Origin of the sequence: Nocardioides sp. 616 (assembly GCF_002930065.1) — a bacterium.
Taxonomy (GTDB): domain Bacteria; phylum Actinomycetota; class Actinomycetes; order Propionibacteriales; family Nocardioidaceae; genus Nocardioides; species Nocardioides houyundeii.
Window position 1 is genome coordinate 65,615 of record NZ_POAG01000020.1, and the last position, 13,561, is coordinate 79,175.

The following is a 13,561-nucleotide window of genomic DNA, read 5'->3' on the forward strand; positions in this document are numbered from 1 at the left end:
ACCATCCACCGCACTGAGTCCACCGCCACTGAGTCCACCGGGCACGAACCGCCCAGAGGCCCGGACAGCACGGCCCGCACACGGCACTGATAGGGGTTGCGACGAGTGAGTGCGCTCTTCGAGGTGCCCCCGACTCGCGACCAGCCGTGGGCGCGCTCGCTGCGGGCGCGGCTGCGGTCGGGACTCGCGGCCTCCCTGCTGGTCTGCCTGGGCACCACGCTGGCCGGCGGCTGGTACGGCGCCCGCCAGGGGGCCGTCGACGAGGCCACGTCGGTGGTGCTGATCAGCCCGCTGGCCGGCAACCCCTTCAGCCCCGACGGCGCCGGGAGCGACCTGGTCAACCTGGAGACCGAGGCTCAGCTCGTCCGCTCCGACACGGTGGCCGACGACGTCATCACCGACCTGGGTCTGGACCTGACGCCCGCCGAGCTGCTGGACGGCATCACCGTCGAGGTGCCGCCCAACACCCAGATCCTGCGCATCACCGCTGCCTCGGAGTCCGCGGACGACGCCCTGGCGCGGTCCCAGGCCGTCGCGGAGTCCTACCTGGAGTTCCGCCAGTCGCGCGCCCGGGCCGCCTCCAGCATCCTCGCCGACCAGGTCGCCGAGCAGGTGGCTGAGGGACAGGCCGACCTGACGAAGAAGACCAGGCAGCTCGGGGGTCAGGACCCCGCCTCCGCCAACGCCGTGCTGCTGCGCCAGCAGGTCATCGACGGGACCACGCAGCTGGGCGAGCTGCGCGCCCAGCTGGCGGCGCTGCAGGCGACCCGCGCCGACCCGGGCGAGGTGGTCACGCCGGCCGCCCTGCCCAAGCCGGGGCCGGTGGGCACGCGCGAGCTGATGGCAGGACTCGGGCTGCTGCTGGGGATCGCCGGCTGCCTGGCCTATGCCGCGGTGCGCGCCCGCCGTGACCCCCGGGTCCGAGCGGTCACCGACCTGGTCGACGTCGGCGTCCCGGTGCTGGGCGAGGTGGTTGCCGACGGCGACGGGGACGACCTGGCCACCGCCGGACTGCGGGCGGCGATCCTGGCCGCCCTGCCGCAGCGCCCCCTCACCCTGGCGGTGGTGGGGGCCGACGGGGAGGTGCGCGTGATCGAGGGCCTGGGCCGCAGCATCGCCCGGGCTCGGCACGAGGTGATGCTGGTCGACCTGGTCGGCCGGCACGGAGACCGGGAGGGGCTCTCCGACCTGGTGCTGGACCGCGCCGCCGTCGACGACGTGACCCTGCCGGTCACCGCGCACCTGTCCAAGGTCGCCCCCGGCCGCTCGCCCGAGCGGCTGGCCGACCTGCTCGGCTCGCCTGACATGTCGGTGACCATGGAGGACCTGGGCAAGCGGTGCGACGTGGTGCTGCTCGACGCGGGGTCCTCCTCAGAGGCGGTCTCCCACGCGGTGGTGCGCCACACCCACGGGGTGCTGCTCGAGGTCCTGGCGGGCCAGACCACCCTGGACGACATCAGCGCGGCGCGGTCCGTGGTCTGGGGCGCCGGGGGCCAGGTCATCGGCCTGGTGCTGGTCCACGGAGCGGGCAAGCGCTCCCATGACTGAGACCCCGGCTGAGGTGGACGCCGAGATCGGTGCCGGCAGCGGTCCCGGCAGTGGGGACTCTGCCCAGGGCCACCTGCGCCAGGTGGCGCGCGGCGCGCGGCTGAGCCTGGTCGGCTCGGTCGTCTCGGCGGTGACCACGTTCGGCCTGGTGCTGATCGTCGCCCGCGTCTTCGACAGCCACGAGTCGGGCGTCTTCTTCGCAGCGAGCGCGGTCTTCCTCATCCTGGCCGGCCTGACCGGCCTCGGGGTGGAGGCCGGTCTGGCCCGCTTCGCCCAGCGTCTCGAGCACGACGGTGAGGCAGGCGCGCTTCCCGCACTGATGCGCAGCGCGCGCAACGCGGTCATCTGGACCTCGGTCGGCACCGCCGTCGTCCTCGCTCTGGCGGCGGAGCCCCTGGGCAGGCTCTTCGGCTGGGGGGCGGCCGGTCCCGACCTGCTGCTGCTGGTCGCCGTCGCGCTGCCGTGCGCGGTCCTGGCCGAGTACGCCCAGGCCGGGACCCGCGCCTTCGGGCGGATGCACGAGACCGTCGTGGTGGATCGCATCGGCCGCTCGCTGGCCCAGGTGCTGGCGGTCCTGCTGGCGGGGCTGACCGGCGCCGACGAGGTCGGGCTGCTGGCGGCGTGGCTCGCCTGGTACCCCGTCTCGGCGGTGTGGTCGCTGGTCGCCCTGCGCCGGTTCGTCGCCGACCGGCTTCCGGCCGACCTGGCGCCGCTGCCGGCACCGACGGCGCAGTTCTGGTCGTTCACCTGGCCCCGCGCGCTCTCGGTCTTCGCCCGCCTGGGCATCCAGAAGATCGACATCGTGCTGGTGGCGGCGCTGCTGAGCCCGGTCGACGCCGCGCTGTACGCCGCTGCGACCCGGTTCGTGGCACTGGGGCAGATCGCCACGACGGCGATCACCCAGGTCCTGCAGCCGCGGTTCACCACACTGCTGCTGGAGGGCTCCCACCGCAACCTCACCGTGGTCCACCAGACCGCCACGGCCTGGAACGTGCTGCTGTCCTGGCCGCTCTACCTGGTGGTCGGCTGCGCACCGTCGGCGTACCTGGCGCTCTTCGGCGCCGACTACGACGCGTCCCAGGCGCGCTGGGTGGTGGTGGTGATGACGGCGGTGATGCTCGTCTCGGTCGTGACGGGGCCGGTCGACACGCTGCTGGTGATGGGCGGTCGCAGCGCGACCAGCATGGTCAACACCGTGGTGGCGCTGGTCGTCGACCTGACGCTCTGCTTCGCGCTGATCCCGGTCTGGGGGATCACCGGCGCCGCGGTGGCCTGGGGGAGCGCCGTGCTCGTCAAGGCTGCCCTGGCCCTGTTCTACGTCCGTCGCGACCTGGGCGTCGCGAGCGGCGCCCCGGTGGTATTCCTGGCCTGTGGTCTGTGCCTGCTCACCGTGGCTTTCCCGGTCCTGCTGCTCACCCCGCTCGGGGTGCCCTGGGCGGCGTCCGCCGCAGTGGCAGTCCTCAGCTACTCGGTCGGCGTCGTGCTGCTGCGTCGCCAGCTCCAGCTCGACGTCCTGGGCCGCACCGTGGCACGCAAGCCACGCAAGCAAGGAGACGAACTCATGGGGGTCAGGAAGTACACCTCGACACTGCGCCGCAGTGCCCCGGAGTGGCTGGTGCGGACGCTGCGGTGCGTCGCGTTCGCCTGGGGATGGCTCACCGCCGACTTCAGGATGCAGCCCGACGTCGTCGTGGTCGGAGCCCAGCGCTGCGGCACCACCACGCTGTTCCGGATGCTGGAGTCGCACCCGCACCTGGTGCGTCCCACCCAGGACAAGGGCACGGGCTACTTCGACGACAACTTCGCCAGGGGGTCGCGGTGGTACCGCGCGCACTTCCCGCTGAAGCTGACCGGGCGACTGCTCGCCGGTCCCGAGGCCATGGCGTTCGAGTGCAGCGGCTACTACCTCTTCCACCCGCTGGCCGCCGAGCGGCTGGCCGCAGCCCTGCCCCGGGCCCAGGTGGTCGTGCTGGTGCGCGACCCCGTGGAGCGGGCCATGTCGGCGCACCGCCACGAGCTGGCCCGTGGCTTCGAGGAGCTCCCGCTGGACGAGGCCCTCTCCGTGGAGGGCGAGCGTCTCGACGGCGAGGTCGACCGTCTGGTGGGCGACCCCGGCTACCGCAGCTACACCCACCGGCACCACGCCTACCTCGCCCGGGGCGAGTACGGCCGCCAGATCAGCCGGTTCGTGGAGACGATGGGGGCCGAGCGGGTACACGTGGTGGACGCCGACGCGTTCTTCGACGACCCCGCCCGGGAGTACGCCAAGCTTCAGCGCGGCCTGGGCATCCCGGTCTACCTGCCGGAGCGGGTCGAGCGCTGGAACGCCCGTCCCGGGGGACCGCGTCTGCCCCGGCAGCGGCGCGAGTCCCTGCTCCAGCGCTTCGAGGACTCCGACGCCGAGCTCGAGGCGTTCCTCGGGGGGCCACCGGCCTGGCGCCGGCAGGACCAGGAGAGCTCCTAGGCCTGGTCAGCCCACCCAGCGCTCGAGGGTGGTGAGGGACGCCTCGGTCCGCTCCACGATCAGCTCGCCGCCGGCCGCGCCGGACATCTCCAGGTAGCGGGCGGTGACACCCACCAGGTACGCCGCGGCGACGGCGTACTGCTGGGTCCGCGGGGCGGGCTCGCCGCTTGCCTCGACCAGGGCGGCGCGCATCACCTCCGGGGTGCCGCCCCGGGCCAGCGTCGCGGCGTTGACCGCGTGGTGCAGCCGGTCCATCCCGCGCGGTACGCCGGTCTCGAAGCGCTCCCAGTCCCAGACCAGGCTGGTGCCGCGTGGTCCGGGGGCCATGTTCCACGGCGTCCAGTCGCCGTGCCAGGCGCCGACCGGGACCGCAGCCCCGAAGCCGTCGGCGAGCGAGTCGAGCGCCGACTCGAAGCGCTGGACGGCGCGCGCGTCCAACGACCGCGCCGCGCGACCGCGGCAGGTGTCCCACCAGGGCAGCTGCGGCATCTCGGTGGCCGGCTCCTCGAACGCGTCCGCGAGCTCGGCCATCGCCTCCACCGGAGCGCCGCCCCGGGCTCGGAGCGCGGCGGCGGGACCGACGGCGAGGTGCTCCTGGACCAGCACCACCAGGTCGCGCCACTCGCCCACGTGCAGCAGCGCGGGCACCCTCAGGCTCCGGAAGCCCTTGCCGCCCAGCGTCGCCAGGGCGGCGGCCTCGGCACAGACGTCGGAGCGGGAGGTGGGGGAGACCCCGAGCTTGGCGAACCCCACCGATCGGCCGTCCGGCCCGAAGAGCTGGAGCACCGGCTTGCGGTTGACCCGCGCGGGACCGATGCCGAGGCTGAAGCTGACCCGCCCGACCCCCAGCACCTCGCCGAGGTGGTCTGCCAGCGACGGCGTCGGGGCCGAACCGGCCTGGTGGACGCGGATCCGGTCCCTCAGCAGCCCGGCGCCTCCCAGCCGCAGCGCAGTCGCCCCGGCGATCCGGGCCGCGACCTCGGTGGAGCGCGCGGCGCTGCTGAAGCGCAGCACCGATCGCGAGGCCGGTGCGGCGGCGACCGGAAGCAGCAGACGCGGACCGTGCGCGCCTCCCAGCACCGCCAGCTCGGCCACGGCTCGGCGGTCGGGCTGCCGAGCCCTGACCCGCGAGACCTCGGCGCCGGGCCACAGCAGCTCGACGGTGCGCAGCAGCGCGGTCATCGCCTCGTGCTCGCCGGCTCCCTCCCGGGGGGTGCCCGACGGAGCGGTCGGAGCGGTCGGAGCGGTCGGGTCGTCTTGGGTCACTGGGTCATTGTGTCGGCCCGGAGCTGCTGCCGGGGCGAATCACCGCCTGGGGAGGACGGGCGCCTGCTGCTGGGCGGCGGCGAAGGCCGCGATCTTGGCCTGGCTGGCCACCGGGAAGGTGTTGCCACCGCTGTTGAGCGCGGTGTTGAAGTAGGCCATCGCCACGCCGCCGGTCGCCGTCATCTCGGCGTGCGTCCGCGGGATCCAGGCCGGGTCGAGGGCGAAGGACTCATCGGTCTGACCCGTCTCGGCCAGCGCCCAGGCGGTGTTGTTGGCCTTGGCCCAAGCGCCGAGCTTGTCGAAGTAGTCGGCCTTGATCCGGTCGGGCTTGGTCAGCCTGCTGCCGTCGCTGCGGGTGGTCAGGTGGAAGTTGTAGACGTCGAACCCGGCCACGTCGATCTTCACGTTGCGGGGCCAGATGTTGCCCAGCTGGTACTCCGCCGGACCGTAGAGCTGGTTCCACCCGGTGGTGATCACCGTGTAGGCGACGTTCGGCGCGGCGCTGCGTACCAGCGGTGCCAGACGCTCCTGCATGGCGCGCCAGGCGAGGATGTTGCCGTCCTTCTCGGGCTCGTGGTGGAACGCGACCCACACCGGGCCGTCGAGCGCTGCGAGCTTGTGCGCCAGGTCCAGGGCCCAGGCGTCGCCCTTGCCGGCGGCCATGTCCTCCCACGACATCGGCAGCTTGAAGCTGATCCACGGCAGCCGGCCCGCGGCGATGTCGCTCTTGGAGACCGCCACCGCCTTGTCGACCTGACTGCCTTGGAAGTAGGTGCGCCGGACGCCGAGCCGGGCGCCGGTGGCGGCCTCCATCGATGCAGGGTCGGTGTTGGAGCCGTAGGCAGCTCCCATGTAGGAGCCGCAGGAGGGCAGGCCCCGGGTGCTGAAGGTGCAGCCGTTGCTCAGGACCCCGGCGGTGTCATCAGGGACGCCCGTGGGGGTCGGGGTCGGGGTGGGGGTCGGCTTCGGCGTCGGGACGGACCCGGCCCGGCGCCGGATCTTGACGTCGTCCAGCAGGATGCGGTCGTTGCGGGACTGCCGGGCGCGGACCTCGACGGTGAGCACGGAGGTCTCGGAGCTGCGCACGATGTCGACCGAGGCGCGCTTCCAGACCGGGCCCACCTTGATCCGGTCGCCTTCGGTGCTCAGGGTGCGGCCCGTGGCCGGCTCCACCTCCTTCACGACGAGACGGGCCGGAACCACCCCGCGGGGGGAGCGCAGCCAGGCGCTCACGACGTGCTCGCTGCCGGCCAGGCGACGGGCGGAGGCGGTGGCGGTGGCCATCACGCTGCCCGGGCGGCGGGCGTGCAGTCGCACCGCGGCGGAGGAGCCGCGGCCGTTCGTCACCTGGGTCAGCCTCGTCCGGCGGCTGGTGCTCCAGCCCTTGGTCCCGAACTCGAAGGTCTGGTCGTAGACCGTGTCCGCGCCCTCGGCTGGCGCGGCAGCGCTGACGAGGGGAGTGGCTGTGGTGTCGGAGCTGGCCAGTGACGGCGACGCGAGCAGCAGGCCGGTGGGCAGGACGAGCATCAGGCCCGTGAAAAGGGCGCGCTCGTACACCGAATGTGGTTTCGTCACTGGGATCCGAACCTTCGTCGAGGGCGGGGCGGCGCTGGTGAGAGGCCACCGCCGACGAGCCGAGGGTGTGAGAAGAGAGACACCTTGGCCTGAAGGAAAAGTACCCCAATATGCGGTACCCCGTCCGGCGATTGTCCCCTATTTGGGGTACGTAGTTAGGGCTATTGAAATGGCCCGCAACTGCCCCTCAGGACAGCCGAAAAACGTGTCCGCGCAGGTCAGCGCCGTGTTAAAGAGAGGACCGGGCGACCGGTTCACACGCGGTCCCTCGATCAGCCGCCTTCGGCCGCTGTCAAGTCCCAGGCGTCAGATGCCTCGGCCGTTCCGGTGCGCGAGGTCCATCAGCCGCTCGGCGGAGACGACCCGCAGCGCCACGGCGGCAGCCAGCCAGGCCCGCAGCTCCCGGGGCCGGGTGCGCATGGTCTCCATGATCGCGGAGCGCGCCCCCGGGCTGCGCATGGCGGCGAGGGCGAACGCGCGCTGGCCCTGGAGGCGCCCCAGGGCCTGGGAGTCGGCGTGGAACTCCGGGTGCTTGGCCAGCCAGTAGTCCGTGGCCGCGACGATCGTGGGCCACCGTTGGGAGAACATCGACTGCCCCCACTGGACCCGCACCAGGGGCTGCTCCACGACGGCGAACGAGCCGTGGCGAGCCGCCCGGATGATCCAGTCGTAGTCCTCCCCGTGGCTGCCGGGGATCTCCTCGTCGACCAGGCCGATCCCGCCCAGCAGCGCCTCGCGGCGCACCACCACCGTGGAGGGGTGTGCCGCCATCACCCGGTGCCGCACCAGGTTGGCCAGGGTGAGCTCGTCGCGGGTCGCGACCCGGGAGGTCTGGGAGTCGCGATAGACGACCACGATGCCGGTCACCGAGGTGGGGGCCCCCGTCAACTCCAGCTCGTGCACCTGTGCGGTGATCTTGGTGGGCAGCCACTCGTCGTCGTCGTCGCAGAACCCGACCAGCGGGGCGCTGCCGGCCAGCACGCCGCTGTTGCGGGCGCCCGCCAACCCGGGTGCTCGCGGGTTGTCCAGGGCGGTGACCGGACGCCGTACGTCGTCGCGGGTCACCGAGGTGTCGACGGGGCACTGGTCGAAGACCACCCAGGTGCGCACCACCCCGGCGTAGTCCTGGTCCGCGATGGCCGCCAGGGCACGGGCGAGGAGGTCGGGCCGGTTGCGGGTGGCCACCACGACGTCGACGTCGGGCAGGGCGGCCTCGTGCCCCGGGTGCAGCGGACTCACCGCTTCCTCCGAGGACGTGGCGGCACCAGGGTGGTCAGCACCGCGCCGACCAGCAGTCCCAGCGCGGCTCCGGACATCGTCGGCACCTCGAACCCGCGGGGGGCGGAGGTCGGCGGGCTCTGGCGGACGACCTCACCCACCTCGCCGCGGTCGCGGCCCAGGTCGGTGATGGCGCCGAGCAGCCTGACGCGGGTCTCGGACGCGGACGCACTGGTGTCCTCCAGGGTCCGCAGCTGCTCGCGCAACTTGGCGACCAGGTCCTCGCGACGCTGGTCGAGGTAGTCACGGCGGGCCTGGAAGTAGGCCTCGGTGATCGCGGGCACCAGCGCCGGGATCTCCTCGACGTCGGGCCACGTGAGGTGGAGCACCAGGACGCTGGAGTTCGGCTCCGCGGTGACTGCCAGTCCCTCGCGGAGCTTGGACGGGGTGGTGTCCACCTCGACAGCGGCGCTCTCCAACGTGGTCTCCGACATCAGCAGTGCGGCCTCGGTGTCGACGGTGATCTCCTTCGTCTCGGTCTCGCGGGCGAGCTCGGCGTCCTCCTCCTGGTCGACCTCGGCGTCGAGGTAGACCGGGGCAGGGGTGATGGCCATGAAGACCTTGGACACATGCCGGGGCGTCGCCGCCAGCACGGCGACGGTCAGCCCGAGCGCGGCGCCGACGGTAGTGCACACCAGGATCGCGGCGGTCCCGCGTCGCAGCTCCTGGGTCAGCCGGCGCCCGGTGGTCAGCGCCCGCGGCAGGCCGCGTCCCGCCTGCTCGCGCTGCTCCCGGGCGACCAGTCCGATCGCGATCATCAGGATCACCATCGGCAGCCCGAGCGTGTCGTAGATGGGCAGCTGGAGGAGGAAGAAGGCGCCCACGAAGGTGCAGACGGCTTCGTTGAGGGAGCGGCAGCGTGCGGACCGGGCGAGCGCGAGCACGACGAACGAGACGAAGAAGACCAGCCCGGGCCAGCCCTGGGAGAACAGCACCGTCCACAGCTGTCCCTGGGTGCCGAGCGGCGGCACGCCGCAGCCGGGGCAGTCCGGGGTGGCAGCCCCGGTGATGGAGGCGAAGCTGCCCTGCACGTCGCGGGTGCTGCCGAAGCCCAGCACGGGGGAGCCCTCGGTGACCGACTCGGTGGTGAGCACCAGGAGCTCGCCGCGACGGTCGTTGCTGTGCTGGTGGTCGAGCCGGTCGCTGACCAGGTCGCCCAGGGGGGTGGCCAGCACGACCACGGCCGCCAGCGATCCGAGCGCGAGGAAGGCGGCGAGCAGCGCCGGTCGCCCCTTGGCGGCCGCGAGGACGGCCAGGCCGAGCGCCCCCAGCGCGAGGGATCCCCACAGCCCGCGGTTGAGGGAGTAGAGGATGGGCGGCACGGCGGCGACCAGCACCAGCAGGGCGACCAGGTCGCCGCGGACCCGGGACAGGCCGCGCTTGCCCGCCAGCCAGGCCCCCACGAAGACCAGGGACAGCGCCATCACGCTGCCCCAGGTGTTGGTGTAGGCGAACGGCGCCTTGGGCCGGGCGCCGGTGCTCCCCAGCACCGCCTGCAGGTCTGCGACCTGGACGTGGACCAGGGACTGCACGAAGCCGTTGCTCCGCAGCCCTGCGGGCAGCACCATCTCGAAGGGGGTGCGCAGCTCCAGGGTGGGCATCGCCAGCGCCACCAGACCACCCACCGTGCTGACCGCGAACATCCAGGCCACGCACGCGTGGACCAGCCGGTCGGGGACCTCCCGGCGCGGCATCGTGGTGATCCACACCACGAACACGGTGCACGCGACGTACCAGGACAGGCGGAAGCCGAAGATGACCAGGCGCGAGGCGCCTCCTCCGGGCACGGCGCCCGGGGCGTCGACCCAGAGCATGGTCACGCCCAGGACGACCCAGGCCAGGAAGAGCAGCCACCACCCGAACCCGCGGGGCAGGTGGACCTCCGGTCGCCGGGAGAGCTGGACGACCATCACCACGGCCACCAGCAGGGGGACCGCCTCGCCCAGGCCCAGCAGCCACCACAGCGGCCAGCCGACCAGCATCGCGACCAGCGGCCAGCCGGGCCCGAACCGGTTGCGGCGGCGCGACCGAGGGGTCGTCGGGCCGGGCTGCCCGGGCCCGTCGTACGCCGTCGGGGAGGCCGCTGGCTGCCCGTTCGGGGCCGCGGCGGAAGGCGCTCCGGGACGGGACGCGACTCCCCCCAGCTGCGCCATGCCCCCAATGATGTCCTGAGGTGGCGGACAAGCGTCATCAATTGAGGGGAAATCGGGGCTGCGGGCTGCTGAGAACGGCCATCTCGGCCCTAGATTCCCTCCAGACCACCGACTCGGGGGGACGGTCGTGGATGCGTCGCGTGCTGCGACGGATCGTGTCGTTGCTGTTGCGTGTCAGACCTGGGGCGGGAAATTGAACATCAGAGTTGGCCGGCGTCTCGCGATCCTCGGCATCGCCGCAGTGACGGGTCTCATCGGGCTTCCGCCGGCGACAGCGGTGGTGCAGCCCGGCGGACAGCTGGTCGGTGACGTCGCCGCCTCCCGGACGCCGCACGTGCTGGACGGCGAGGTCTTCTCCGTCGCCCAGGTCGCTGGCCGGATGGTGCTCGGCGGCAACTTCACCAAGGCCCGCAACGACGGTGCCACCGCCGAGCTGGCACGGACCAACCTGCTCGCCTTCGACGCCACCACCGGAGCGCTGAGCACCACGTTCGTGCCGCAGCCCGACGGGGTCGTCAACGTGGTCATCCCCGCGCCCGACGGGCAGTCGGTCTTCGTCGGCGGCAAGTTCACCACCATCGGTGGCCAGGCGCGCAAGAACCTGGCGCAGGTGCGGATCTCCGACGGCGCGGTGCTGCCCTTCGACGCGGGCAAGATCTCCGGTCAGGTCAAGGACCTGCGGCTCGTCAACGGGCGCCTCTGGCTAGCGGGACAGTTCACCCACGTCGCGGGCCACAACCAAGTGGCGCTGGCCACGGTGGACGCCCGCAGCGGCGCGTTCCTGCCGTTCATGAACCTCACCGTGGGCGGGATCCACAGCGGGGGCAACACCCAGGTGATCAAGATCGACGTCACCTCGGCGGGCGACCGGCTGGTGGCCGTGGGCAACTTCGACACGCTCCAGGGCGTGGTCCGCCACCAGCTCTTCCAGCTCGACATCAGTGGTGACACGGCCCGCGAGACCACCTTCAACACGCGCTTCTTCAACTCCGCGTGCGCGACCGGCTTCGACACCTACATGCGCGACGTCGACTACTCCCCGGACGGGCGCTTCTTCGTGGTCAGCACCACCGGCGGCTACGGCGGACCGGAGTCGGCGTGCGACATGACCGCCCGCTTCGAGACCTACGCGACCGGCCCCACGGCCCCGCCCTCCTGGGTCAACTACACCGGCGGGGACACGACGTACGGGGTGGAGATCACCGACTCGGTCGTGTACGTCGGCGGCCACTTCCGCTGGCAGAACAACCCCAACGGCAAGGACGCCGGCGCCGCGGGGTCCGTGGCCCGGGCCGGGATCGCGGCCCTCGACCCCTCGAACGGACTGCCCTACTCCTGGAACCCGGGACGCACCCGGGGGATCGGGGTCTTCGACTTCCTGGTGACCCCCACCGGCCTCTGGGTGACCTCGGACACCGACCGGATCGGCTCCGGTGCCAGCCAGTACAAGGGCCGCGTGGCACGCCTGCCCGCCGGCGGCACGACGTTCCCGGCGATCCGCTCCGGCGAGCTGCCGAACGACGTCTACACGGTGGGGAGCACCGCGGTCACCGCGCGCAGCTATCGCGGCGGTGTGGCAGGAGCAGCTCGGGCGGTCCCCGGGCTCTCGGCCAGCACCGTCAACGGCGCCTTCATGATCAACGGCTGGCTCTACGTCGCCCAGTCCGACGGCAAGCTGACCCGCCGCACCTTCGACGGCACCACGTTCGGGCCGGTGGTGCAGGTCAACACCGGTGACCAGATCCGGGCCGACACGGCCTGGAGCGACGACATCCGCAACACCACGGGGATGTTCTACGAGAACGGCCGCATCTACTTCACCCGCAGCGGCACCAACGAGCTCCGGTACCGCTACTTCACCCCGGAGAGCGGTGTCGTGGGCGGCAAGCGGATGGTGGCCTCGGGCAACGTGACGGGCCTCAGCTTCTCCTCCGTCCGGGGGATGTTCTTCGCCGACGGCAAGCTCTACTGGTCGGACACGGCGGGCGCGCTGCGCAGCATCGACTGGCAAGACAACGGTCCCGCCGGCGCCCCGGTGGCCGGCACGGCCGCGCTGGTCTCCGGCCCGACCGTGGACCAGGTGAGCTGGAGCGGCCGCGCGCTGTTCCTCTTCCAGGACAGCCAGGGTCGGGGTGCCCCGATGCCCCCGCAGGCCTCGTTCGCCAACGCGTGCACCAGCCTGCGGTGCGACTTCGACGGCACCTCCACCGTCACGCCAGGTGGGTCGGTGGCCTCGTGGGCCTGGGACTTCGGCGACGGCAGCACCGGCACCGGGGCGACGCCGTCCCACGCCTACGCCGCGGCCGGCTCCTACACCGTCCGGCTGACGGTCACCAGCAGCCGCGGCGACACCTCGACCACCACCAAGAGCATCCAGGTGACCCGGGTGAACCAGCGGCCGACCGCCGTGTTCACCGTGTCCTGCCAGGGGATGGCCTGCAGCTTCGACGGTGGCGGCTCGAGCGACCCCGACGGGGCTCTCACCCACGCGTGGAACTTCGGTGACGGCACCTACGGCTCCGGCGCGACGCCCACCCACGTGTATGCCAGCGAGGGCACTCGACCTGTCACCTTGACCGTGACGGACACCGACGGGGTCGCCGTCTCGGTGACCCACGACGTGACGGCGACGCTGCAGCGGGTGGACTTCGTCGGTGCAGCGGCCGCGAACGCGAACGCCGGGAAGCACCGCGTGACCGTCCCGGCCGCGGTGCGCGAGGGCGACCTGCTGGTGCTCCACCTGGCGCTGAACACCGACGTCCCGATCACCGACCCGGCCGGCTGGAGCCTGCTGGAGAGCCACACCGACGGCGGCCTGGTCGCACGGTCGTACTCCAGGCGCGCGGAGGCGACCGATGCGAACAGCACGGTCCTGGTCGCGCTCGGCGCGGCCGCCAAGGGCGACCTGTCGGTCGTCGCCTACCGCGGCACCGGCGGACGCAGGGCCGTCGTGGCCGACCACAAGGGCGTCATCGACACCACCCGCGGCGACCGGCACGTCTCGCCCAGGGTGACAGTGCCGACCGGTGGCGGCTGGGTGTCGACCTACTGGGCACTGAAGACCTCCGTCGAGGCCTCCTGGAGCGGCATCGGCGGTCAGGTGGCCAGGGCGAGCTCTTCCGGTGGCGGGGGTGGGCGAGTAGTCGCTACGGTGTCTGACTCCGGCGGTCCCGTCTCGGCAGGTCCGGCGGGTGGGCTGACCGGCTCGACGACCGTCGAGCTGGCGCGGTCGATCATGTTCTCGACTGTCATCGGTCTGGAGTGAGTCGAGGGAGGA

7 protein-coding genes are annotated in these 13,561 nt (G+C 72.5%); 3 read left to right on the forward strand and 4 right to left on the reverse strand.

Annotated elements, in window-relative coordinates:
- The first annotated feature begins 105 nt into the window (after positions 1-105).
- Positions 106-1,548 carry a hypothetical protein gene (locus C5H89_RS13955; RefSeq protein ID WP_104107600.1) on the forward strand — a complete coding sequence of 481 codons (1,443 nt, stop codon included), beginning with the start codon at positions 106-108 and terminating at the stop codon, positions 1,546-1,548.
- Complete coding sequence (locus C5H89_RS13960; RefSeq protein ID WP_104107601.1) at positions 1,541-4,012, forward strand: polysaccharide biosynthesis C-terminal domain-containing protein; 2,472 nt, start codon at positions 1,541-1,543, stop codon at positions 4,010-4,012. The genes C5H89_RS13955 and C5H89_RS13960 overlap by 8 nt, the downstream gene beginning before the upstream one ends.
- Positions 4,013-4,018: 6 nt before the next feature.
- On the opposite strand, the gene C5H89_RS13965 is transcribed toward C5H89_RS13960, so the two are convergent.
- From C5H89_RS13965 to C5H89_RS13980, 4 genes are all read right to left on the reverse strand, one after another.
- Positions 4,019-5,278 (reverse strand): phosphotransferase, encoded by a 1,260-nt coding sequence (locus tag C5H89_RS13965; RefSeq protein ID WP_104107602.1) that lies wholly within the window; start codon positions 5,276-5,278, stop codon positions 4,019-4,021.
- 39 nt (positions 5,279-5,317) lie between these two features.
- The gene (locus C5H89_RS13970; protein WP_162799376.1) at positions 5,318-6,853 is read right to left on the reverse strand and encodes a hypothetical protein; all 1,536 of its coding nucleotides are present in this window, start codon (positions 6,851-6,853) and stop codon (positions 5,318-5,320) included.
- Between the two features lie 306 nt (positions 6,854-7,159).
- Complete coding sequence (locus C5H89_RS13975; RefSeq protein ID WP_104107604.1) at positions 7,160-8,092, reverse strand: glycosyltransferase family A protein; 933 nt, start codon at positions 8,090-8,092, stop codon at positions 7,160-7,162.
- Complete coding sequence (locus tag C5H89_RS13980) at positions 8,089-10,284, reverse strand: hypothetical protein (RefSeq protein WP_104107605.1); 2,196 nt, start codon at positions 10,282-10,284, stop codon at positions 8,089-8,091. Before C5H89_RS13980 ends, C5H89_RS13975 begins: the two co-directional genes overlap by 4 nt.
- A 193-nt stretch (positions 10,285-10,477) precedes the next feature.
- On the opposite strand from C5H89_RS13980, the gene C5H89_RS13985 reads away from it, so the two are divergent.
- Positions 10,478-13,549 (forward strand): PKD domain-containing protein, encoded by a 3,072-nt coding sequence (locus C5H89_RS13985; protein WP_162799377.1) that lies wholly within the window; start codon positions 10,478-10,480, stop codon positions 13,547-13,549.
- The last annotated feature ends 12 nt before the right edge of the window (positions 13,550-13,561 follow it).

What these genes read in the sequence shown, in the direction of transcription:
- C5H89_RS13960 (WP_104107601.1), top strand. Translation starts at nt 1,541, where the DNA reads ATGACTGAGACCCCGGCTGAGGTGGACGCCGAGATCGGTGCCGGCAGC.
- C5H89_RS13980 (WP_104107605.1), bottom strand. Translation starts at nt 10,284, where the DNA reads ATGGCGCAGCTGGGGGGAGTCGCGTCCCGTCCCGGAGCGCCTTCCGCC.